Raw genomic sequence first — 23,693 nt, 5'->3', positions numbered from 1 at the left:
AAAAATTTTGATACCAGACGTTGTTTGTACCATCTTTTCCTTTTCAATTCTTGCAATTTTATTTTTCGTAACATATAGTATCAAAAAAGGAAATCTTCGTCTGATCCATCGGCTGTTTTTTACGCTGGCTCTTGCAATGGCCGTCTTTATGGGCGCCCTTTTGGTCATGCGCCTTACGAACCCCGACGATACTTTTGGACTTTGGCTTTGCGACTCTACTACTTATTTGGGAGGACCACTAGCCTCCACTGATTGCCTGCTCATCGCTTTGACCTTTATCAAAGGATTGGAAAAGTTTCCAAAACGCTATTATTGGTTTTTGGTCATTCCTGTCTGTACCGTAATTCTTGCATGGACAAATCCACTGCATCATTTGATGTATGAACATTTCTCCGTAATCCCCGATCAAATTGTTTTCGGCCCGTTTATGATGGTAAATGGAATTTACTGTTATATCTGCATGATCTCTTCGATTGCCCTTATGACAAACTTTGCAATTCACAATCATAACCGCTTATATATAAAACAAACTATCTGCTTTTCCGTCGGTGCCGCCGTTCCTTTAATTGTCAGTTTCCTTGCAACTTTCAGAATTGTAGATTTTCAGATTTATGCAACGCCGCTGGCCTTTAATGTAACGATTCTTCTCGACGGATTCGCCATTTTTTATTTTCATATTCTTGACATCAAGCCATTGGCAACGCAGCAAATCCTGGATTCTTTTACCGACGGTTATCTTGTTTTAAGTGATCATTACCTGGTGTTGGACTATAATAAACCATTTGAAAAAGTTTTCGGAAAAGCAAATGGGATTCAGGAAAATCAGTATCTTCCCAGTATTCAAGGAAACTCTTTGGACCGCTCCTGTCTTGTCAATTTACTAACCTCTTTGGGCACTTGCCGTCAAACCGGTTCCAATATCTCCTATGAACAACCCATTACACTCCCCAACGAAGGAGAAGGTTACCATCAAAAATACTACATGGTAGAAATCACTCCCCTCATTCTTCAAGATAAAATAGGCGGATTTTTGGCCTGCTTTAAAGACGTCTCCATGATGAAAAAAAGCATTCAGCGTTTACAGGAAAGCCAAAAACGTATGGTGGAGCAAGAACGGCTGGCTTCCCTTGGACAAATGATCGGCGGGATTGCACATAATCTAAAGACCCCAATTATGGCAATTTCGGGAGGAACGCTTGCCATTAACAATCTGGTTGATGAATGCTGCAAAAGTTTAGGCGACCCAGAAGTAAACGAAGAAGACTACCGCCAAATCTATCAGGAGATGGCCGAATGGTTGAACAGAATTCGGGAATCCTGTTCTTATATGTCTGATATTATTTCGGCAGTCAAAGGACAAGCCATCAGCATGAGCCAGGAAATACCAAACCAAACATTTGCTTTAAATGACGCAATTAAGCGCGTAGAAATTCTAATGCGTCATGAATTAAAGAGTAAAAAATGCACTTTAAAAATTCAGCAGGATTTTTCCGGAGAAGCTTTACTGCAAGGAGATATTAACGGTCTTGTTCAAGTCCTTAATAACTTAATTTCCAATGCGATTGATGCCCAAAAGCCAGACGGAGGACTGATCGAACTGTCTCTTAAAAAAGACAACCATGCCTTAATTCTTTCTATCCGTGATCATGGCACAGGTATTCCGCCGGAAATCATGACAAAGCTGTTTAAACAAATGTATACCAGCAAAGGAAGTTTAGGCACCGGACTGGGGCTTTACATTTCAAACTCCATTATAAAAGCAAAATTCAATGGAATTATGTGGGCAGATAATCATCCTGAAGGAGGTGCTGTTTTCGGTATCTCTATTCCTGCCGAAACAGTTACTTTTTCCGAGGAGGGTACTTTACAATGAGAAAACACCGCATCTCCGCACAACAAACTGATATTTCAATTCTTACACTTGACGATGATGAAATCATGACACTGACAGTACAATCTTATCTGCAGGAATTCGGATATCATGTAGACACCGAAAACAATCCGGAACGTGCGATCGAACGCATTCGTACTGGAAATTATGATATTTTGCTTCTGGATTATCTGATGTCTCCAATTTGTGGAGACGAGGTCGTTACGAAAATTCGCGCTTTTAACCAGGATCTTTATATTATTCTTTTAACAGGCCATAAGGACCTAGTTCCCCCGGTCAAAACAATTCGGGAACTGGATATTCAGGGATACTATGAAAAAAGTGACCGCTTTGATCAGCTTGGCCTTTTGGTAGAATCCTGCGTAAAATCGATCCGGCAAATGCGCACGATCCGCCATTATCAAAATGGTTTACAAGACATTTTAGAAAAAAGCCTCGAATTATTTCAAAGACAACCATTACAGCAGCAAATGGATTTGATTTTGGAACAACTCAAACGTTTATTTTCGATCGAAGATGGATTTGTTTATATTCCGGAAAAAAGTATAGGAACACTTTTTTCCGGAATCGGGAATCTGAAAGAGGGGAAAAAATCAGCAGATAAAATTTGGGAACAATCCCACAACAAACAGGACAATTACCAAATTGATTCCGAAAATCCGCTTCTAATCATCCCATTAGTTGATGAATATCATCAGCAAATCGGGATCATCGGAATTTCAAGTTCCACCCACCATTTTCCAGACCATCAGCTTTTACAGCTTTATGTCCGTCAGGCAACCGCCGCTCTGGAAAATCGTATGCTTCAAAATACGGTTGATCTGACAAATGCGCATTTGCAAAAAGCTTACACTCAATTGGAGCAGCAATTTGCAGAAATGACAAATGCAGTACGCTCCATGGTAGATGCAAAAGATATTTATACCTCCAACCACTCTGATCGAGTCTCTTATTATTCCGAATTAATTGCAAAATCGATGGGCAAAAGTAAGGAATTTGTCAAAAGAATTCGTATCGCCGGTCTTTTCCATGATATTGGGAAAATCAAAGTCCCTGACCAAATCTTATTAAAAAATGGTCCTCTGACTGATGAAGAATTTAAAGTAATCAAAAGGCATTCAAAAGATGGTGCCGTCTTACTTTCTTCCATTCGTTCCTATCAAACAATTGCACCTATCGTTTTAAGTCACCATGAACATTGGGATGGAACCGGATATCCAAATGGAATATCCGGTTACGAAATTCCCGAAGAATCGAGAATTATCAGTGTTGCAGATGCGTTTGATGCGATGACCTCTCACCGCCGCTACCGCAATAATTTGACCCTGGAACAAGCAAAGCAACAATTAATTGAAGGTCGTGGAACGCAATTTGCCCCGGAACCTGTCGATGTATTTCTGTCCATTCTGGAGCGAAATCCAAATATTCTTTCTGATTCCAACTCCGCAAGCAACCCCACTAACTTTTAAAGAAAAGGAGACAAAAATCATGCATTCTTATCCATATTACCCCACCACTTGTTATGATACTTTTTCATCATTCCTTTCTGGCATTCAGGCACGGTATAAAAATCAGCCGGCCATTACGGAATATGATCAGGACGGGGTTCCTCATACGGTTACTTACCAGCAAATTTATCAAACTGCTCATGAATTCGGAGAAGCGCTTCTTCAAAAAGGATTACAGGGAAAACACATTGCTATCGCTGGAGAAAACAGTCTGGAATGGTTGATTTCCTTTTTTACAGTAACTGCTATCGGTTCTGTCGCGGTTTTAATTGACATTGACCAAGATACGGATACGATTCGCAAAATGATTTCTTCTGCGGACTGCGATTTTTTGATTATGTCTGATTCTGTAAAAAAGCTTTTCTCAAAAGATGGCCCTATTTCACAAATGGCAAACGTCAGCATATGTTCGGACGACAAAAAAGCACCGAACAGTTTTCAGAGTGTTTGTGCACAGGGTGCCCAATTAATTGCACAGCAGGGAAACGCATTTTTAAATCTTAACACAAATGGCAATGATCTGGCGGTAATTGCCTTCACCTCCGGAACAACCAATGCTTCCAAGGCAGTTATGCTCTCTCAAAAAGGGATCTTAATTAATGCCGGTCAATCTATGGCGATGGTAAAATTCACAGAAAAAGTATTTACCTTCCTTCCGTTTTTCCATACCTATGGAATCACCTGCTGCGTTTTGAATGCACTGATTGCCGGCTGCCATCTCTGTATTAACGGAAACCTCAAAACGTTCCAGCGTGATCTTGCCCTTTTTGATCCTGGAACCTTACTGGCGGTTCCCCTTGTTATGGAGATTATAAACAAAAACCTGTCACAAGCTTTATCAGAAGCTGGTTTGCCTGAAAATCCGCCCGAAAAACAGCTTCTTTGGTTCCACCGAAAAGAAGAATCCGTCCCACCTGAATGGAAAGCAATTAAGCAGAAATGTTTGGGAGATCTTTCTCTTTTGATCTGTGGAGGCGCTTGTCTTGCTCCGGATGTAGTTGAGAGGATGCATAAATTCGGCATTGTTTGCCTAGAAGGATATGGAATTACAGAATGTTCCCCGCTGATCAGCGTAAACCGCAATAAGGATTATTGCTTTGGCAGTGTAGGAAAAGTTCTTCCCTGCTTCCAACTCAAGCTGCAAGAGGATGAAATCCTTGTGCGTGGAGACAGTGTGATGATTGGATATTACAAAGATAAGGAATTGACGGATTCCGTTTTAATTGACGGCTGGTTCCATACCGGCGATCTTGGAGTTCTGGATAAAAACGGTTTTCTACATATTACCGGCAGAAAAAAGAATTTGATCGTTCTGAAAAACGGAAAAAAGGTCTCTCCGGAAGAAATAGAAACCCGTGTATCTCAATTACCACTTGTAAAAGAGGTCATTGCATATGGAGCAAGCATCGGAGAAGTAAAGGACAATGCCAGACTTGCCGTTATGATCTATCCGGACCCTGACAAAACACAGGGAATGAATTCTTATGAGGTCTTGAACCTTTTGCAAAAACAAATTGATGAGCTGAATGTTGAATATCCATCTTACAAACAAATTCAGCTTGTCAACCTGCGCGAAACACCTTTTGAAAAAACCTCCGCGCAAAAAATCAAACGGCAAATTTAGAAATTGGAAGTTAGGAGGGAAAATCGGATTTTGGAAAATTTATTAAATACATTACAAGCGATCATTTATGAAATCACTGGGAAACAGGGAATCACCTATGAAACCGACCTCGTAAAGGATTTACAGTTAAATTCTTTTGACCTGATTAACATTGTCTGTGCCTGTGAAAAAAAGTTTCACATTACAATTGAGACACGGGAAATTTGGAAGCTGCACCGCATTAAAGATGTCATTTCTTATCTACAGGATAAGGGCGTACAATGACAAAAATTTTTCTCTTTCAAAAAGATCCGGATTTTTCGCTCGAATACGCACTGCAAAAATCTCTGCACCTTTTTAATCCGGATTTCAATTTTTATACCGTAAAATTAGAACATCAGAAAAGTGGTCAACCCTATCTAAAAGGAGTTCCTTACACGATCTCCATCTCACACAGCGGTACTTTTTGGGGTTGTGCGCTCTGCGACTGTGATAAAATCGGCTTTGATATTCAAATTATTGAACAAAATCGTGAAATGAATTCCATCGCTAAGCGGTTTTTTCATCCCGCAGAATACTCTCATCTATGCCGAACACAGTTTTCTGATTTCTTTTCCATATGGACCGCAAAGGAAAGTTATGTTAAATATTTAGGCAGCGGTATCGACGAAAATTTTTGCCGCTTTTCTACGGTTAATCAAAACGGATTTCTGCCTGCAATAAACGGAACTGCTCTTTATCCTATCAAGTGGAACTCCTCTTACCGAATTTTTTGCTGCGGCGGAAAATCAACTCCGTTTTTTTATAATTTTGCTCAAAAAAAGGGATGCTGAATTCATTCAGCATCCCTTTCCTATTTTATTTTCGTCATTTAGATTTCATAATCAAACGCGGTGCGCCCACAAATCATCTTTGCAACCAATGCCTTAATTTTTAAATGTTCCGGGTGAACTTGATACTGCTCTTCGTCTTCTTTCGAATCAAATACACACTCTAAACATAAATCATAATTTCCGGGTTTATAATTGGCCCCAACTTGTATGGATTTTAATCCATCAACAATTCCAATCAGTGAATTGAAGCGGCTGCGCAACAGTGCCGCATCTGCTACTGCATTTTTTCGTTCTGAATCTTTGAGCTTCCAAAGAACAAGATGTTTCACCATGGGTGGGGAACCTCCTTTGAGTACAAATCGACTCTAAACGAACTATTTTGTCGTCTAAAGCCGATTTTTACTATATCACATTTCATGAAAAAATTCTATGCTTTTTAAAGAACTTTTTAGATTTTTGTTTCCCTTATTTTTGAGAAGAAGCGGTCAGTTCCTTGCCGTCATAATCCACCACAATCGTGCTGCGCGGTGCAATTTCGCCGGCAATCATCTTTCTCGCGATCAACGTCTCCACCCTGCTCTGCAGAAATCTCTTAAGTGGACGCGCACCATAAGCGGGATCAAACGCCTGATCTACCACATAATCGCGGGCACGGTCAGTAAGGGTGACATCCAGTTCTTTATCTGCCAGACGGCGACGAAGATCTTCCATCTGCAGATTGACAATCTGATCAATTTCAGAACGCTGCAGAGGTTTATAAAAGACGATCTCGTCCAAGCGGTTTAAAAATTCTGGACGGAACTGCTTTCTGAGCAGTGCATGAACTTGATTTCTCGCTTCTTCGCTGATAGAACCATCCGCTCCGATTCCTTCCAGAATATACTGAGAACCCAGATTAGAGGTCAGAATAATGATGGTATTCTTAAAATCAACAGTACGGCCCTGACTATCTGTAATTCTTCCATCATCAAGAACCTGGAGCAGCACATTAAAAACATCCGGATGGGCTTTCTCCACCTCATCAAACAGTACAACACTGTAAGGATGACGACGAACGGCTTCGGTCAGCTGACCGCCCTCTTCATAACCAACATACCCCGGAGGCGCTCCGATTAAACGGGATACGCTAAATTTCTCCATATATTCCGTCATATCAATCCGAATCAGATTTTTTTCATCATCGAACAGCGTCTCGGCCAATGCTTTTGCAAGCTCTGTTTTGCCGACACCGGTAGGTCCAAGGAATAGGAATGAGCCGATCGGACGATTTGGATCCTGAATGCCTGCACGGGAACGCAGAATTGCATCTGCCACCTTTTGGACTGCTTCGTCCTGGCCAATCACCCGCTGATGAAGCTGTTCATCAAGACGTAAAAGCTTTTCTCTTTCGCCTTCCATCAATTTTGCTACGGGGATTCCGGTCCAACGCCCCACAATCTCTGCAATCTCCTCATCAGTCACGCGGTCATGCAAAAGCTGGGCTTCCTGCGATTTTTCAGCGATTGCTTCCTGCTTTTCCAGCTCTTTTTGCAGCTGCGGCAAACGGCCATATTTGAGTTCGGCGGCTTTATTTAGATCATATTCCCGCTCTGCCTTCTCAATCTGTGCATGGCAGTCTTCCAGATCACTGCGCAGTTTTTGGACCTTCTCAATAGACTGCTTTTCGTTATCCCATTTTGCCTTCATTTCTTTAAATTTCTCACGACGCTCCGCAAGTTCTTTCTGAATATCGATAAGATGAGCCTGACTCAAACGGTCATCCTCTTTTTTGAGCGCTGCTTCTTCAATCTCCAACTGCATAATTTTACGCGAAACATCGTCCAGCTCGGTCGGCATAGAGTCCATCTCGGTGCGAACCATTGCACATGCTTCATCAACAAGGTCGATTGCCTTATCCGGCAGAAAACGATCCGAAATATATCGGTCAGAAAGGGTTGCTGCTGCAATCAGTGCCTGATCCTGAATTTTAACGCCATGGAACACCTCATAGCGTTCCTTTAATCCACGCAGAATCGAAATCGTATCCTCAACGGTTGGCTCTTCCACCATGACCGGTTGGAACCGACGCTCCAGCGCAGCGTCTTTTTCAATATATTTATGGTATTCATTTAAGGTCGTTGCACCAATACAATGCAATTCGCCGCGGGCCAACATCGGCTTTAAAAGGTTTCCGGCATCCATACTGCCTTCTGTTTTTCCGGCGCCTACAATGGTATGCAGCTCATCGATAAACAGAATGATTTTTCCTTCGGATTTTTTAACTTCATTGAGAACCGCCTTGAGACGTTCCTCAAATTCACCGCGGTATTTGGCCCCCGCAATGAGCGATCCCATATCCAGAGAATAAAGCTTGCGGTCCTTTAGGTTGTCAGGAACATCTCCACGAACAATTCGCAGGGCAAGTCCCTCAGCAATCGCAGTTTTGCCGACACCCGGTTCACCAATCAGAACCGGATTGTTTTTCGTTTTACGCGAAAGGATTCGAACCACGTCCCGAATCTCTGTATCACGGCCAATCACAGGATCCAATTTATGGTTTCGCGCAAGCTCTACCAAATCCTGCGCATATTTAGAAAGAGAATCATAGGTTCCTTCCGGATTATCACTGGTCACTCTTGTATTTCCGCGCACACTGGAAAGTGCCGCAAGAAATCCGCTTTCGGTAACTCCAAAGGTACGAAACAGATCCTTTAACGTTTTGTCTGCTTTGCGCAGCAATCCTAAAAGTAAATGCTCAACACTGACATATTCATCTTTCATGTGAGAAGCAGCATTTTCTGCCTCATTCAGAGCAGAATCCACTGCCTGAGAAACATAAATTTTCCCCGCCTCTCTACCTGGTCCGGAAACGCCCGGCAGTTTTTTAATTTCTAGATTGACCGCATTTAAAAATGCCTGTGGATCCACATTCATCTTTTTCATCAGCTGCGGAATCAGACCATTTTCCTGCTGAAGCAATGCCGCCAGCAAATGTACCTGTTCAATCTGCATATTTTCGTTGGCTGTTGCCAAGCTCTGTGCGCCTTGAACCGCGTCAATGGATTTCTGTGTAAAATTCTGTGCATTCATAGCATCTCACTCCTCATAATTCAACTGAACGTCTAAAAAACCATCTTTTAAGTCTTTCCCAATCGTTCTGAATTTAGTATAATTGGGATTCATGAATATATTGTGAACAAATAATTAATTTTTAGCACTCTATTTAATTAAGTGCTAATTTACTTTTATGAAAATCCTTCCAGTTCAATCTTAGTCGAAATTAATCAAAAAAACAATCGGGGCAGAAAATTTTTCCACCCCGATTGTTTTTATAAAGTCTTAAAAATTTCGGTTCCGCGCGTTAAAAGCCATCGATGAATTATCAGCGCCAGTAAAAGTAAAAATGCACTTGCAAGGAATAAAAACTGTTGAATTCCAAGATGAGAAGAAAGCAAATAAAATGCGCCTGCCAATAGTGCCGTCAGCAGCATTCCTCCAAAAATACCACAAAATGCCGCCGCAGATTGCTTTACGATAATGGTATCGTTTTCCCCGTTCATCTTCGGAAATTTAAGATTGACCATCAATCCAAACTGTGCTACAAATACTCCCATTGCAAGGCCGACCAGCAAAAGGCTGATTGTGCTCAATACCGGCAAAGAAAATGCAATGCCCAAAAGAGGAACACTGATAATTGTGCTAACCCAACAAATGATCAAATTAAGCGCTGCCTTCGCGCGAAAAATCACTCTTGTTGGTACAGGGGATCCCTTTAAAACCCAAAAAGTATTGCCTTCCAGGCTAATTGATACACATGTTGTATTTGTCATCGAAAGAATCATACAAATTCCAAGCGCCAAGATCGGCACAAGAATCTCTTCTCCGAACTGTTGGACAAAATTAAGGAGACTCTGCCTGGCAATAAGCGCATAAACAGAAAATCCAAGCATCATTAATACGCCGATTCCGGTATTAAACAAGTAAATCGTCGTTCCAAAATAGCGGCCGCATTCTTTTTTAAAGAGTGCAGCAAATTGACTGTTGCTTTCCAATTTTTGCAAATGATAATCATTGCGGAGTACGTGACTCTGCATTTTAGAAAGCAGTTTCTGATAATGTGAACTGAGTGCCCACGAAATCAGCAAAAATGGTAAGAAACAGAATAAAACCAGCCATAAGAGGGAAAGAAAATTTCCCTGTAAACCATCCATAAGCCATCCAAATAGGAAAAGTCCGGTATGCAATGTCTTTTCAACTTGATTTGCATTGAGAAGCAGCGTTTGAAGAATACGATTGACCTGCATAGAACCAATCAAAACGACTGCCAGCAAAATGCCGCTGATTAAATTTCCCATCAAAGCACGATGACGGCTGTGTGCAGAGAGAAATGCAATCAGCCAGCCACCTAAAAGGGCAAGCAGAGACGACAAAAATGGTAGAAAAATAATGCTGATAATAATCGGAAAAATCAAAAAAGCACTGCCGCCGCCATAAAAAAGATACGCAACAGTTGCAGGGATCATCCAGAGCCCGCAGAACACTAAATTTTCAAGATAAAGTGCAAGCACTTTACTAAGCATCACCGTAAATGCCGAAACCGGCAAAGGCAGCAATAAATTGCTGTCTTTACTGCCAAAGACAAGACCACTAGCCGCAAAGATCGTAAATATCACAGAAACAATGGTTGCCAGAATTGTCATCATCGGAATTAAAAGCTGCAAATTTCCTATTGATGATAAAGCAGCTGCCAGCATAAAGCTATAAACTCCAGAAAGATACAGCGCTAAAAACACCATCAAAGCAAGCGCACCAATCCAGCCTGCCGAACGCTTTTTTCCGACAGAAAATGAGCGCAGCATCGCCTGAAAATTAATCTTTAAAAGAATCCCAAGCTTACGCATGCGGCACATCCTCCTTTTCAAGTTCCAGAAACACCTGCTCCAAGCTCTCATCACCAACAATGGAAGCTGTTGTATCCACCTTAATCAATTTTCCCTGTTTAATAATCGCAATCCGGTCACAAAGTTTTTCTGCTACTTCCAAAACGTGCGTGGAAAAGAAAACCGCTCCTCCCGTTTTGCATAATTCATGCAGAAAACCTTTGAGTAAAAAGGAAGCCTGTGGGTCAAGCCCCACAAAAGGTTCGTCTAAAATCAGCAGCTTTGGTTTGCGCATAAAGGCAGAAACCAGAGACAGTTTCTGTTTCATCCCATGACTGTATCCGCCAATCGCACTGCCCAGAACCCCTGTAATTTCAAACGCATCTGCATAAGTTTTAATCCGCTCTTCCCGCACTTTCGCAGGAATCTCATACAGATCTCCAAGAAAATTTAGATATTTGATTCCGGTAAGGAATTCATAAATATCAGGGTTATCCGGCAAAAAAGCCATCACTTTTTTGGCCTCTACCGGCTCCTTTTGAATCGAATGCCCATCAATGGTGATTTCTCCTTCGGTAAAATCGAGAATTCCCGCAACAGCGCGCAGCGTCGTCGTCTTTCCCGCTCCATTATGTCCGATAAAGCCAAGGATTTCGCCGGAATGAACCTCCAAATTCAGGTGATCCACCGCTCTTTTGCCGCCTGCATACGTTTTTGAAAATTCAGAAATTTTCAGCATAATTTTCCCTCCGGATTTTTCTTTATTTAGACGGTCATCTATTAGACGGTCATCTAATCGTAGTATATCATAAGCTTTTATAATGTCAAGTATTATCTTAAAAAAGAAAACGGAAAAGAAAAGCTTATGGCTTTCCTTTTCCGTTTATTTAAGTGGATGCGTTTCGTTTTGCCCGCAAGGTATCCGTTGCCGTAATGACCCCCTGGCTCCAACTTTCCGGGGTAACCTCACCGCTGACAAGAGCTCCAAAAGTGCCGAAAAGGCTGCTGCGAAAATCTTTCATATCAGAAGCACCCACTGGAAGAAATTCGTCCGTAATCAGCCTATTTGTAAGCTGATCCCCATACTGAGAATAAAACGCTTGATGTGCCTGATCAAGCTGCGTTTCGGATTTCGGCACGACGGTTGTCTCTCCAAATTGGGCACAAATCGCAGCTGCTTCATCGCTATAAGACCAAACCAAAAACTTTTTCCCCAACTCCTGATTCTCTGCAGCTGTTGGAATCCAGCATTCACTGGTTATCGTATAAAGAGTCTGATTTTTCCCGGATTCAAAAGATGGCACTGGAGCAAATCCCCATTCAAAACCTTCCGCCTTTGTCTCTTGTGCAGTCTGGTCGAGGATTCCGTTCTCACCGGGCATAAAGAGGACCTTATCTTCCAACAAAAGCTGTTCATTTTTAAGATAATTTTCATCATTTGCATTGGCAGGAACAGTCCCATCGGTATAAGATGCTAATTTTGCAAAAGTATCGAGCACTTTTTTCCCTTGATCCGAACTCCAGACGCCCTCTTGATAGCTGCACACATTAGACAGCAGTGTCGGATCGGTATTTTCCAGCATTCCGTAAAAGAAAGTTTCCAGATCTTCCGGTTTTGAATAAGCAAAAAGTGAAATCCCCTTTGCTTTTGCTTGATCGGCAAGAGTCCACATCTCGTCCCATGTTTTCGGAACCTGCCACCCATTTTCTTGAAACAGATGCTGATCATAAACAAGGCCGGCAGGACTAAAAAACTCAGGCAGTAATAGCTGCTTTCCATTTTTAGAAAATGCCCCATTATTAACACCCGGCAACATTTTATCTTTCACCGTTTTCTCTTCGCCCGGGATTACTTCTCCTAAAACATCGGAAAGATCAAGCATTCCATTGTTTTCTAGTTCGGTTTCCGTCATCCCCTGCGTGCGCCCAAGTGGAACAAACATCAGATCCGGGCAATCTCCTGCCTGTTTCATTTGATCCGTAAGCGTTTCGATTTCGGGATCTACTGTAACCGTGACTTTTACGCCGGGATTTTCTTTCACAAAAGCGTTAGCAAGTTGTTGCCACATGTTTTTGGCATAGCTTCCTTGGGCCACATTAATTTTAAGTTCTCCCTCTAATTTATTCTCCGAAGAAGCCTGCATACTTTCTGCAGAAAATGGAGAAGCTTGTCCGCAGCCGCTCAAAAACATCGAAAAACAAAGTGCCGCCGTCACCAATATACAGATTACTTTTTTCATCTTTATCCTCCTTTTAAAAGGATTTCTATTAAAGGGCCTTTTTACGGCCACTTCTTGTATTATACGGATTTTCCCGTTATATTCAAGTAAAAAGCCCCGATTTTTGCCGCTATTCCCAAAATAGTCCTCATTTTTTATCAAAATTGGCTGTAAAAACCATATTTTATGGAAAAAGCATCTCTCTTTTGATCCACTCCATCAAAAGATTTACGATCCGCTCTTGTTGGCGGGAAGAAAGTTCTGTGTGCTCCGGCACTCGGTACCATTTATGAAGACACCCGCGGCAGCAGCAGGCACAGGCATGCTGTGCAATAAAAACAGGATGTCCCCGCATAGGAGTCTGCTTACCATCATTTGGAATTTGTGCAGGAGCAAGCCGTTCCCGTACAAAATCCTGCGCATGGCACCTGATTGTTTCTATTCCTTTTTGTTTGACATAAAGCTTCTCTTTTTCTTTTAAATGAAAACGCGAGCGAAATTTAGAACGCTGTAATTTTTGCAAAGCTTCATCGATTGTCTGCATAAAAGATCGATCTCCGTTTATATATTTTCAAGGAAACAATAGCGCAACATACGTCCCATTGTCAAGCATTGAGTGAATTTGCAGTTGCAGACGAGCTTTCTTTGCAATATAATAGAAAAGATTTGATAGAATTTGGGGAGGATTTGATATGAATCAAAAACCTGTGCTTGTCGTGATGGCTGCCGGGATGGGGAGCCGCTACGGTGGTTTAAAACAAGTAGACCCTGTTGGAAAACACGGTCAACTAATTATCGACTATTCTCTTTATGATGCACGGCGTGCCGGATTTGAAACCGTTGTTTTCGTCATCAAAAGAGCGATTGAAAAAACGTTTAAAGAAGCAATCGGAAATCGCCTGGAAAAAGTGATGAACGTAAAATACGCTTATCAGGAACTTTCTAATTTGCCTCAAGGTTTTTCCGTTCCTCAAGGCCGCGAAAAGCCATGGGGAACCTGCCATGCAATTTTAAGTGCCAAGCCGTTTCTTAACGGCCCGTTTGCTGTGATCAATTCCGACGATTATTATGGCGCTCACGCATTCAGCGTCATTTATAACTATCTTAATACTCATTCTGCTAAAGACAATGTGGATTCCTATTGTATGGTCGGATATGACCTGCAGAACACCGTTACCGAAAACGGTCATGTAGCAAGGGGCGTCTGTGTCTCTGATTCACAGGGAAACTTAAAAAGCGTTACCGAACATACTCATATTGAAAAGCAAGGCAATCAAATACGCTATACAGATGATAATGGACAAAACTGGGGAACTTTCCCGGGAAACACAACAGTCTCTATGAATTTATGGGGCTTTTCCGGGCATTTCTTAGAAGAAGCAGAAAATCGTTTTCCGACTTTCTTAAAAAACAATCTTCTCCTCGATCCGCTTAAATGCGAATATTTTCTGCCGAGCGTCGTCAGTCAGCTGATCGAAGAAAAGAAAGCAGTTGTGAAAGTTTTGCACAGCCCGGACAAATGGTATGGCGTCACCTACAAGGCGGATAAACCAACCGTCGTAAATGCGATTGCTCAAATGACCCAATCAGGACTTTATCCGGAAAATCTCTGGAACAGTTCCATCTGATAAAAACATCTCAAAAATGAAAAAGAGCCGAACAGTGCCTTAAAAAGCACTATTCGGCTCTTTTTGTTATGAAAGCCGCTTAATAAAATTCCCATCCACCGAAAGACCTTCTTTTACGACCATAAAAGCCTGTGGATTTGCAGTATAGACAATATCTTTCAGTATCCCAATTTCATATTTGGAAAGCACCGTATAGAGCACATCGATATTTTCTCCAGTAAAACCGCCTTTTGCCTTCCAGCAGGTGATTCCCCTGCCCATACGTTTTAAAATCTGTGCCTCTATCTGGTCATTATTCGTTTTCGAAAGAATAATTGCTTCCACCCGAATATTCTGTGCATGAAATTTATCCATCGTAATTGACATGAACACAGAATAAATCACAGAATAGACCGCAACAGAAGGATCAAATAAGATGAGGCAAACCGCATAGATTACTCCATTGACGATCATATTCATTTTGCCCACGCTGAAATTCGGTTTTGTTCTTGCCAGATAGATTCCTAAAACTTCAAAACCTCCCCCGGAGCAGCCTGCCCGCAGATACATTCCGATCCCAAACCCGCAGATAATCCCGCCAATCAGGCAGTTGGTGAGTTCTTCCCCCAAAATCGGCTTTTCTGGAATTGGAATCACCGAAAGAAAAATCGTGCAGGCAGTTAAGGTAATCAGCAGTTTTTTAACGAAAAGCTTATCCATTTTCTTAACTGCCATAATCACCATCGGGATATTGAGAATATAATAAAAGATACCGGCTAAATCCAGCTGTCCGGACTGAATTCCAAAGCTGTTGGACAAAAAGGTACGAATCAGCTGTGCAATTCCCATCATGCCACCGCTGTAAAGATTCAGCGGAACAATAAACCAATTTAGCCCAAGCGCATAAATCGCAGCTCCGATTATCGAAGCCAACACCCGTAATTTTTCATTTCTCCGAAAAATTTCGCCAAATTCTTTTTTCATATTAATTCCTCTTTAATGGGTCATTTAATATGTCCATTTGGTACCGCAGAGGTACCGTTTTCGTGAAGATAGGTACTTTCAAGATCAGAAAGATGTAACTTTACTGCCAGAGGATACCGTTCATATGCTTGAGAAATCGCGTTGCAGCCTCCTTTCACCGCATCATCAAACCCACCCATATGCCACCGAATCGCCATTGCTTCGCTAGTCTTCAGCCGCAGAAAACGTTCAATCAGGAAAACCGACTTTTCGCCGTGACCATATGGAAATTGATCCTCGATCGAATAATAGGGTTTCTTTTCCCACTGTCCTGTTTGTTCATTCTTAACATTTCTTGAGCTGACTTTATAGAACTGAGCCTTACAGATATCGTGAAGCAGTCCGCAGATTGCAAAGCTTTCGCGGCTGTCGATTCCTTCCTCATAATATTTCTGCATAGTTTGATAGACGCTGACGCTGTGCTGCACCAATCCTCCGAGACAGGCACAATGATAACGGGTACTAGCAGGTGCTGTAAAAAAGTCTGTCTGCTGCAGCCAGCTAAGAAGCGGCTCGCTGCCCTGACGTTTGATCTCCCGTTGATAAATTTCAATAAACTCTTCTTTATATCCCATGGTAATCCTCCCAATATTTCAAAAATATTTTTTATTATACCACGGAAAATAGGGTTTCGCATCTTCTTCCATTATTTTCTAAAAGCTTTTCTTTAAAATCGCCAAAAAGAGCTATGTTTTTCCCTTCCTTTTTTTTATAATGGAATCCTAATTAAAAAATAAAAAATCATGAAAAGGATCAGTTAAATGACACCCAAAAATAAATCAATAGGAATGTTAAAAAAGCGAAAAAAGAGCCGAAAAATTATCCCGGCAACCTTAATGATGACAGCAGTTATCCTTTGTCTATTGCTTTTTTTGAATCAAGATTTGAATTCTGCTCCTACAAAAGAGACTTTTGCAAATACCAATTCTTCAAAAGCGGAAGAAGATTCTTCTCTCTCTCTTTCCTCTTATCCAGAGGGTAGTGCGCTTTCTAAAATTGCGCTTACTGCACAGACAAATCCCCGCTACTTGACAATTTTAGAGAATGCAAATCAATATCCGGACGAGCTGCTGACTTCTCTATCACAAAATGATGAACTTTTAAACTTTACATTGGGATATCCGGAGTGCAAAGGGACTTCTGTTTCTGGCAGCGACGCTTCTGATGTAATAGAAAATGGAGTACCGCTTTACCTTCAATGGGACCCCAGATGGGGCTATCTGCCATATGGAAACAGCATCATCGGCCTTTCCGGCTGTGGACCCACTTGCTTTTCCATGGTCGTAACCGCTTTGACAAAAGACGATTCCAACACACCGGATAAAATGGCGCAATTCAGCAGCGAAAATGGCTTTAAATCGAAAGACGATGGAACCGACAGCAGCCTTTTTACAAGCGGAGCGCAACTTTTGGGGCTCTCTTCGAAATCACTTTCCATGAGTTCTGAAAAAGAACTCACCGATGCACTGCAAAGCGGCGCTCTTTTAGTCTGCAATCTGGGACCTGGCGATTTTACAAAGCGCGGACATTATATTGTAATCCGTGGCTATGAGAATGGAAAATTTATTGTAAATGACCCGAACAGCAAAATAAGGAGCCAAACCACCTGGTCATTTGACCGATTGCTTCCTCAGGTTATCACCATTTACGCAATCAGCGCATAAATCATAAATATAAAAAGCTGCCATGATTTTTTGAAGTCATGGCAGCTTTTTCATTTTACCTAAACTAGAAATAAAAGATCAGGAAAGCGTCCCTATCGCCCGACGAATTGCGTCGCAGGATTTTCCAAACGCTTTTTCTTCCTCCGGTAAAAGAGGAAGATCCGGAATATATTCAATTCCATTTGCTCCAACCATTGCAGGAACGCCCGCATAAACATCAGATTGCCCATACTGTCCTCTTAGGAGCACTGAAACAGGAAGCATACGATGTTCATCAAAAAGCACTGCTTTTGCAGTATCGGCCAAAACTGCACCGATTCCAAATTCGGTGGAACCTTTTCCCTCAATGATGTCTGTGCCAGAAAATGCAGCGTCATGCACTGCCGCTTCTAAATCCGCCGCTCCCAAAAGCGCCGGAGAGTTCTTGATAAAGTCAGATAGGGATTCTCCCCCGACCCGTACCAAAGAAAGCGGAGCCGACTGACTGTCTCCATGTTCCCCCATCGCAAAGCAGGAAATACTGCGGGGATCTACTTTTAATGCTTTCGCAAGTGCACGGCGCAGTCTTGCCGTATCCAAACCGGTTCCGGTGCTGAACACCCTTTCTGCCGGGAATCCGGTCAATCTGCGAAAATGAAATGCGATTACGTCTGCCGGGTTGGAAATTGTAATTGTAATCCCAGAAAATCCGGATTTTTTTACTCTCGGTGCAATCTCACAAACCTCTTTCGCAGTATCTTTTAAAACGTCCATTCTCGTCTGTCCCGAAAGTCTTGGAACCCCGGCCGCCAAGACGAGCAGATCGGCGTCTTTGCAGTCCTCATAATCTCCAGCCGAGACTTCCGTCGGCCGCGGCTGAAAGCTATTTGCGTCCTGCAGATCCAGTGCCTGACTTTTGGCTTTTTCCATATCTTTATCAATTAGAATAATTTTGGAACAAACACCTTGCTGCATCAACGCAGAGGCACAATGGCTGCCTACATGACCGGCGCCGATGATCACAATTTTTCCCTGTTTCATTGATGGTTCCTCCTAAAATAATTTCAGCCTTGGCTGCTGACAGTCGTGGTTGTAATCTGTTGAAAATCGCCCTGCAAACTTTGCGGGATGGTAATTCCCAACTTTTTGGCCGTATCGGTATTAATCATTTTCGCATATTCCTGAATCGATTCTACCGGCGTCTGTGCAATCGTTTGACCGTCGATCACGCGTTTAATCATCTGTGCGGTCTGCTTCCCAAGGACCGTATAATCAATTCCAACGGTCGCAAGTCCGCCGTCCTTCACCATGGAATCCGCACCGACATATACAGGGATCTTTGCTCCCTCTGCAATTTTTTCATAAAGCGGCATCGCAGAAGCGACGGTATTATCATTCGGTGTAAAAAACGCATCCACTTTTCCAACCAGAGACTGTACTGCCTGCTGAACATCATTGGAATTAGTCACCGTGGCTTCTTTATAGGCGATTCCATTTGCATCGCAGTACGCTTTCGCACGGTTAATTCCCGTCACAGAATTAACTTCGCCTGGGTTATAAACAAATCCATAAGTTTTCACGTTAGGCGTCAGCTCTTGTGCCAGTTTAAAAATATCTTCTACCGCAATCGAATTTGAAACTCCGGTAATATTACCATCCGTCTTGTCAAAAGAATCTACCAGTTTTGCTTCAATTGGATTGCTGACCGCCGAAAAAATGATCGGCACATCTTTTGTAGCTTTGGCGCAAGCCTGTGCCGGGCCGGTAGCAATCGGCACCAGCATATCCACATTGGACGAAAGCATATTATTGATGATTGTCGTGACCGCTGCTGTATCGCCCTGTGCATTTTCATAATCGATCTCGATTTTATCGTCCATGCCTAAAGCGGAAAGTTCCGAGACAATTGTCTCCCGAATCTGATCCAGCGATGGATGATCCATCGGCTGAATAATCCCGATCTTATACTTTTTTTCTCCTGTTTGAGAAGGACTCGTTGAAGATGCGGTACTTGTTCCGCACCCCGCAAATACTGATGCCATCAGCACCCCCACCATCAAAACAGCCGTTCCTCTTGTCAATTTCTTTTTCATCCTTTTTTGCCCCTTTCTTTTTCTCGAAAGGTACAGCTGTTGGACCGCACCGCTTTGTTCCGCAAATAAAAAAGATCTGCCCCTTCTTTTAAAAAGGGCAGATCTTATAAAAATCTGTGGTACCACCTTTATTGGCCGCAAAAGCGACCCTCTCAACGGAATGCCAACACATTCCTTATCGTTAACGCCGATAATACGTCTCAGATACTTAGCCAAAAAGGCCTTTCCCCTCGCTCTCAACGGACCATTATGCCATACCGCTCTTCCGCAGGTTCTCAGCATTTCCTGCTCTCTGTAGGCGCGTATACAGATTCACTTCCGTCTCGAAGATTTCTTCTTGATTGGCTCTATTATATGCACATTTAAAATCCACTGTCAAGGATTTTTTTAATTACTTAAAAAGAAAAAGTCAGATTCCATTTTTTATTTCATAAATCCGGCGACAATTTTTTCTTCTGCTTCTTTTTCGGTCAATCCCAGAGTGCGAAGCTTTAGAATCTGTTCTCCGGCAATTTTTCCGATCGCAGCCTCATGAATCAAAGCAGCATCCGGATTGTTGGCAGAAAGTTCCGGCGCAGCATTAACGGTGCCTTCTCCTACCAAAATGGCATCACACTCAGAATGACCATTACAGCGAGTATTTCCAACGATGCGGGACTGATATTCCTGGTGAGAGTGGTCTTTTGCTACTGACCGGGAAATGAGGTTCGCTCCACAGTTTTCGCCATTTAAGTTGACCTCAAACTGTGTTTTTGCAGTCTGCTCTTTTTCGGTCAAGATCCGCTCATGAATTACAAGCTTTGCGTCTTTTCCCAAAGTTCCTTTTGTCGTACGCAGCGTATGGTCTACCCCGCCGTTTTGAGAGGTATCCATTTCGAGAACGGCGCCCTCTTCCAGAAAGGCTTCCGTCACAGGGTCAATCGTGCGAAGCCCGTTGCCTTTTCCAGTCCCGATATGCTTTTCGAGATACAACGCATGGGAATTTTTCCCCATAAAGAAACGATGGATTCCATTGTGCCGGGCAGGCTCTCCATTTTCCGTATGAACACCGCAGCCGGCTACGATCACGACATCTGCTCCCTCGCCAACATAAAAATCATTATAAACAAGGTCATCCACATCTCCATGCGTTACACAGGCAGGAATGGAAACTGTCTCTCCTTTTGTTCCGGGGGCAATCCGAATATCCAAACCGGGACGATCCTTTTTGGAATCGATCTGAATATGCTCCGTAGACTGTCGGCCGGCGCATTGTCCATCCTCCCGAATATTATAGGCTCCGTGAAACGTTCCTTTCCAGTCGGAAACGATCTTTAAAAGTTGTTCTGAAATACGATTCATCGTTAGCACGCCTCCCCTTCCTCTTTGGGACATTTTTCACAATGGGGCTCTTTTAGAAGCATCGGCAGAATCTGATCCGGTTTGCCGGAACATCTAATTTGCCCGTCCGCAATTACAATCAGTTCATCTGCAATCTGTAAAATACGCTCCTGATGAGAAATAATCACCATGGAACCATTGATTTTTCCGCGCATCTCCTGGAACACATCAATCAGCGCTGCAAAGCTCCACAAATCGATTCCAGCTTCCGGCTCATCGAAAATCGTCAGCTTTGTATGGCGCGCCAAAACGCTTGCAATTTCAATTCGCTTAATTTCACCGCCGGAAAGACTGGCATCCACTTCACGATCTATATATTCTCTGGCACAAAGTCCGACCTTGCTTAAAAGCGTGCAAAGCCGTTCCTCCGAGAGTGTTTCCCCAGAGGCCAGTTCCAAGAGGTCCCGCACGGTAAGGCCTTTAAACCGCACTGGCTGCTGAAACGCATAGCTGATGCCTCTTAAAGCCCGCTCTGTCACATCGAGTCCTGTAATATCTTCTCCATCAAGGACAATTTTCCCAGAATCCGGAGTTTCCAGACCGGAAATCAATTTGGCAAGGGTCGTTTTCCCCCCACCATTTGGGCCGGTAATAACCACAAGTTTTCCATCCGGAATGGTCAAATTTATATTTTTTAAAATAGATTCTCCGCCGGGTGCATGCCAGCAAAGGTCAGATAATTGCAGCAAATTAGTTCCTTCTTTCTTTTTAAACAAACAATCAGAAACAAATGAAGTTTCTTCTTTTCCTATTGTAAAAAATTTGACAATTCCTGTCAAGATCAGTTTCGAAAAAATTATACTTTTTTAGTGTACTTTTAGAATTGCCAAATTCAAAAAGAAAAATACAAATAATTTTTCTTTCTAAATAAAGAATTTTTTCGCCGCTTATCTAAAATTTTTTTGGAAAAACTTTAGGAACACTTGACAAATTCCCGTTCTGTATGCTATATTAATATCCGTTGCCAATATGCGAGTGTAGTTCAGTGGTAGAACCCCAGCCTTCCAAGCTGGTTGTGTGGGTCCGATTCCCATCACTCGCTCCAAAGGACATGCGCCAATAGCTCAGCTGGATAGAGCAACTGCCTTCTAAGCAGTAGGCCAGGGGTTCGAGTCCCTTTTGGCGCGCCAGCACGCGCCAAAAGCCTTTTTACTTTTGGCGCATTTATATGGTGGATGTAGCTTAGTTGGCTAAAGCGCCAGATTGTGGCTCTGGAGATCGTGGGTTCGAGTCCCATCTTCCACCCCATTGATTGATACGAGGTCTTTTTTGGCCTCGTATTTCCATATTGGGCTGTAGCCAAGCGGTAAGGCAACGGACTTTGACTCCGTCACGCGTGGGTCCGAATCCCGCCAGCCCAGCCAATTGAATACCTTTTGAACCCCGCATGAACTTTATGTTTGTGCGGGGTTTCATTTTTCTTGAACAACCCCAAAGCAGAACCACTAAATCACCCGTTGTCGTTTATGATGAAAAAATCCTACTTAATCTCGCTTCCGCATCAGCAAGCTGTAAAACATACACATAAAATATTAGAGGGCATGGCTTCGCTTGACTATACTCTAGCCTTCCCATACTGTCCATATATCGTTATATATTTTTTTGAATCGATTTTAGCTTTCCGGATTTTCATTCTAAAGTAATCAGCAATCACTTTTATTTCACTGATCCCCCAGCTTATCCTTCAAGGACAGCTTAGGGATTTTTTGTTGCTAGCAAACATAATTATAGTATTACATTTATGTTAAATTTTTACAAATATTTATGTAAAGTATTTCATTTTATGGAATTTAAGACTATGATTAATGTGATAAAAAATTTTTAATTATAAATAGTAATAATCAGAAGTTCGGTCAACCGTAGGTTAAAATTAGAAGCTTGATATTGTAAAATAGTAAAATTGAAAAGATGGAGATGTTTGCTATGATCGATATACCGGAAGCTTTGTTACATAGAATATTTAACAAAAAGTGTATTTTATTTCTTGGCGCCGGTGCCACCTTAGAATCCGGGGGATTATTAGGGGCAGATTTAGCAAAATATTTGTATAATCAGTTAGGCAATACTGGTGTAAAATTTAATTCTGATTTGCCGCGTTTCACTTACAATCTTGTAAAGAAAGGATTCAGAAAAGAAATAGAACAATCCATCCGGGACAGATTAAAGGACCTTACTCCAAACAAAAAGTTCGAAAAAATTTCACTAATTCCTTGGAAAGCTATCTATACCACTAATTATGATGATTTGGTGGAAAAATCATATAAAAACCAGAGATATTACGAATATACTTTGGAAGACCCATTGCATCCTAAAGCATTTGTTAATGATTCAAATATTCCACTATACAAAATAAACGGAGATATTAATACCCCCTATTCAGAAGATAATCCATTAAAAATCACACTAGAAGATTTAAAGTTTTCCAAGAAAAGCAGTAAAAAATATATAAACAGACTTATGGAAGACTTTAACGATACATTTATTTTTATTGGTTATAGCTTTTCAGATAAAATCATAACAGACATTCTTGAAACTTTTTCTGATAATGCTCGTTGGGAATCAATAAAGGAAAAATATATTATTCTTCCTGAAATTTCAGAAGATTTAAAAACAGATTTAGAGATTTATAAAATAAAATATATTAAAGGGACTGCAGATGACTTTTTTGAAGAAATGTATACCATAGCAGAAAGTAATTATAGGATTAAACTTCAACAGCTCAAAATTCTCTTTTCTCCGGAATCACCGTTATATACTTTCGATCCACGGACAATGAATTATATAACTGAATGTTTTGAATTCTATAATCCTACTACAAACTACCCAGTAGATCCGCGCTCATTTTATAGAGGAGGCAATCCTAATTGGGGCATCATCAAAAACAATTTCGATGTATGTCGAGAGCTTGATGTAACAAAACTTGGTGGTAAAGATGTAAAAAAACTGAATACTGAATCCTTGGTAGATTTTATAATCGAATTGAGTGCCAAACATCAGATGAAAAAATTATTATAAAATTATTATTAAGAGGACC

20 protein-coding genes and 4 tRNA genes are annotated in these 23,693 nt (G+C 41.8%); 12 read left to right on the top strand and 12 right to left on the bottom strand.

Going from position 1 to position 23,693, the window contains the following annotated elements; translation table 11 throughout:
* Positions 1-7: 7 nt before the first annotated feature.
* Genes OP489_RS03100 through OP489_RS03080 form a run of 5 tightly spaced genes read left to right on the top strand, consistent with a single transcriptional unit; the run spans position 8 to position 5,835 of the window.
* The gene (locus OP489_RS03100) at positions 8-1,873 is read left to right on the top strand and encodes a histidine kinase N-terminal 7TM domain-containing protein (RefSeq protein WP_266162904.1); all 1,866 of its coding nucleotides are present in this window, start codon (positions 8-10) and stop codon (positions 1,871-1,873) included.
* Positions 1,870-3,360 carry an HD domain-containing response regulator gene (locus tag OP489_RS03095; RefSeq protein ID WP_266162903.1) on the top strand — a complete coding sequence of 497 codons (1,491 nt, stop codon included), beginning with the start codon at positions 1,870-1,872 and terminating at the stop codon, positions 3,358-3,360. Before OP489_RS03100 ends, OP489_RS03095 begins: the two co-directional genes overlap by 4 nt.
* 19 nt (positions 3,361-3,379) lie before the next feature.
* Positions 3,380-5,023: an AMP-binding protein gene (locus OP489_RS03090; RefSeq protein WP_266162902.1), complete on the top strand. Its 1,644-nt coding sequence runs from the start codon at positions 3,380-3,382 to the stop codon at positions 5,021-5,023.
* A 30-nt stretch (positions 5,024-5,053) separates the two neighbouring features.
* Positions 5,054-5,287 carry an acyl carrier protein gene (locus OP489_RS03085; RefSeq protein ID WP_266162901.1) on the top strand — a complete coding sequence of 78 codons (234 nt, stop codon included), beginning with the start codon at positions 5,054-5,056 and terminating at the stop codon, positions 5,285-5,287.
* Entirely contained in the window at positions 5,284-5,835 is a 552-nt protein-coding gene (locus OP489_RS03080; protein ID WP_266162900.1) for a 4'-phosphopantetheinyl transferase family protein, read from the top strand. Before OP489_RS03085 ends, OP489_RS03080 begins: the two co-directional genes overlap by 4 nt.
* A 38-nt stretch (positions 5,836-5,873) precedes the next feature.
* On the opposite strand, the gene OP489_RS03075 is transcribed toward OP489_RS03080, so the two are convergent.
* The 6 genes from OP489_RS03075 to OP489_RS03050 all read right to left on the bottom strand — a co-directional run bounded on the left by OP489_RS03075 (position 5,874) and on the right by OP489_RS03050 (position 13,457).
* Positions 5,874-6,167, bottom strand: a complete 294-nt coding sequence (locus OP489_RS03075; protein WP_266162899.1) for a Dabb family protein — start codon at positions 6,165-6,167, stop codon at positions 5,874-5,876.
* Positions 6,168-6,300: 133 nt separating this feature from the next.
* Positions 6,301-8,904, bottom strand: a complete 2,604-nt coding sequence (gene clpB / locus OP489_RS03070) for an ATP-dependent chaperone ClpB (protein WP_266162898.1) — start codon at positions 8,902-8,904, stop codon at positions 6,301-6,303.
* Between the two features lie 239 nt (positions 8,905-9,143).
* Positions 9,144-10,715 carry a hypothetical protein gene (locus OP489_RS03065; RefSeq protein ID WP_266162897.1) on the bottom strand — a complete coding sequence of 524 codons (1,572 nt, stop codon included), beginning with the start codon at positions 10,713-10,715 and terminating at the stop codon, positions 9,144-9,146.
* A complete protein-coding gene (locus OP489_RS03060; protein WP_266162896.1) occupies positions 10,708-11,433 on the bottom strand; it encodes an ABC transporter ATP-binding protein in 726 nt (241 codons plus the stop codon). The genes OP489_RS03065 and OP489_RS03060 overlap by 8 nt, the downstream gene beginning before the upstream one ends.
* 148 nt (positions 11,434-11,581) lie before the next feature.
* Entirely contained in the window at positions 11,582-12,934 is a 1,353-nt protein-coding gene (locus tag OP489_RS03055; RefSeq protein ID WP_266162895.1) for a carbohydrate ABC transporter substrate-binding protein, read from the bottom strand.
* 163 nt (positions 12,935-13,097) lie between these two features.
* A complete protein-coding gene (locus OP489_RS03050) occupies positions 13,098-13,457 on the bottom strand; it encodes a DUF4186 domain-containing protein (protein ID WP_266162894.1) in 360 nt (119 codons plus the stop codon).
* Positions 13,458-13,605: 148 nt separating this feature from the next.
* On the opposite strand from OP489_RS03050, the gene OP489_RS03045 reads away from it, so the two are divergent.
* Positions 13,606-14,541, top strand: coding sequence for a sugar phosphate nucleotidyltransferase (locus OP489_RS03045; RefSeq protein WP_266162893.1), 936 nt, complete (start codon positions 13,606-13,608; stop codon positions 14,539-14,541).
* A gap of 66 nt (positions 14,542-14,607) precedes the next feature.
* Here the strand turns inward: OP489_RS03045 and OP489_RS03040 are convergent, their stop codons facing one another.
* A complete protein-coding gene (locus tag OP489_RS03040) occupies positions 14,608-15,504 on the bottom strand; it encodes a YitT family protein (protein ID WP_266162892.1) in 897 nt (298 codons plus the stop codon).
* Positions 15,505-15,524: 20 nt separating this feature from the next.
* Complete coding sequence (locus OP489_RS03035) at positions 15,525-16,118, bottom strand: HD domain-containing protein (protein WP_180341196.1); 594 nt, start codon at positions 16,116-16,118, stop codon at positions 15,525-15,527.
* Positions 16,119-16,304: 186 nt separating this feature from the next.
* On the opposite strand from OP489_RS03035, the gene OP489_RS03030 reads away from it, so the two are divergent.
* Positions 16,305-17,207 carry a C39 family peptidase gene (locus tag OP489_RS03030; RefSeq protein WP_266162891.1) on the top strand — a complete coding sequence of 301 codons (903 nt, stop codon included), beginning with the start codon at positions 16,305-16,307 and terminating at the stop codon, positions 17,205-17,207.
* A gap of 78 nt (positions 17,208-17,285) precedes the next feature.
* Here OP489_RS03030 and OP489_RS03025 read toward each other — a convergent pair whose 3' ends face one another.
* The 4 genes from OP489_RS03025 to OP489_RS03010 all read right to left on the bottom strand — a co-directional run bounded on the left by OP489_RS03025 (position 17,286) and on the right by OP489_RS03010 (position 21,348).
* Positions 17,286-18,227, bottom strand: coding sequence for an L-lactate dehydrogenase (locus OP489_RS03025; protein WP_266162890.1), 942 nt, complete (start codon positions 18,225-18,227; stop codon positions 17,286-17,288).
* A gap of 23 nt (positions 18,228-18,250) precedes the next feature.
* Complete coding sequence (locus OP489_RS03020; protein WP_266162889.1) at positions 18,251-19,279, bottom strand: ABC transporter substrate-binding protein; 1,029 nt, start codon at positions 19,277-19,279, stop codon at positions 18,251-18,253.
* Positions 19,280-19,702: 423 nt separating this feature from the next.
* Positions 19,703-20,620: a SufB/SufD family protein gene (locus OP489_RS03015; protein WP_266162888.1), complete on the bottom strand. Its 918-nt coding sequence runs from the start codon at positions 20,618-20,620 to the stop codon at positions 19,703-19,705.
* 2 nt (positions 20,621-20,622) lie between these two features.
* Positions 20,623-21,348, bottom strand: a complete 726-nt coding sequence (locus tag OP489_RS03010) for an ABC transporter ATP-binding protein (protein ID WP_266162887.1) — start codon at positions 21,346-21,348, stop codon at positions 20,623-20,625.
* Positions 21,349-21,630: 282 nt separating this feature from the next.
* Between OP489_RS03010 and OP489_RS03005 the strand changes: the two genes are divergently transcribed.
* The 5 genes from OP489_RS03005 (at position 21,631) to OP489_RS02985 (ending at position 23,674) form a co-directional block, all read left to right on the top strand.
* Positions 21,631-21,704, top strand: a tRNA-Gly gene (locus tag OP489_RS03005).
* 8 nt (positions 21,705-21,712) lie between these two features.
* Positions 21,713-21,789 (top strand) — tRNA-Arg (locus tag OP489_RS03000).
* A gap of 41 nt (positions 21,790-21,830) precedes the next feature.
* Positions 21,831-21,907: transfer RNA gene (locus tag OP489_RS02995), tRNA-His, on the top strand.
* Between the two features lie 41 nt (positions 21,908-21,948).
* A tRNA-Gln gene (locus OP489_RS02990) sits at positions 21,949-22,023 on the top strand.
* A gap of 559 nt (positions 22,024-22,582) precedes the next feature.
* Positions 22,583-23,674: an SIR2 family NAD-dependent protein deacylase gene (locus OP489_RS02985; RefSeq protein ID WP_266162886.1), complete on the top strand. Its 1,092-nt coding sequence runs from the start codon at positions 22,583-22,585 to the stop codon at positions 23,672-23,674.
* The last annotated feature ends 19 nt before the right edge of the window (positions 23,675-23,693 follow it).

The sequence above is a fragment of the Caproicibacterium sp. BJN0003 genome, assembly GCF_026314295.1.
GTDB lineage: Bacteria > Bacillota > Clostridia > Oscillospirales > Acutalibacteraceae > Caproicibacterium.
The sequence above is the reverse complement of the archived record's forward strand: the minus strand, read 5'-3'. Positions and strand labels throughout refer to the sequence as shown.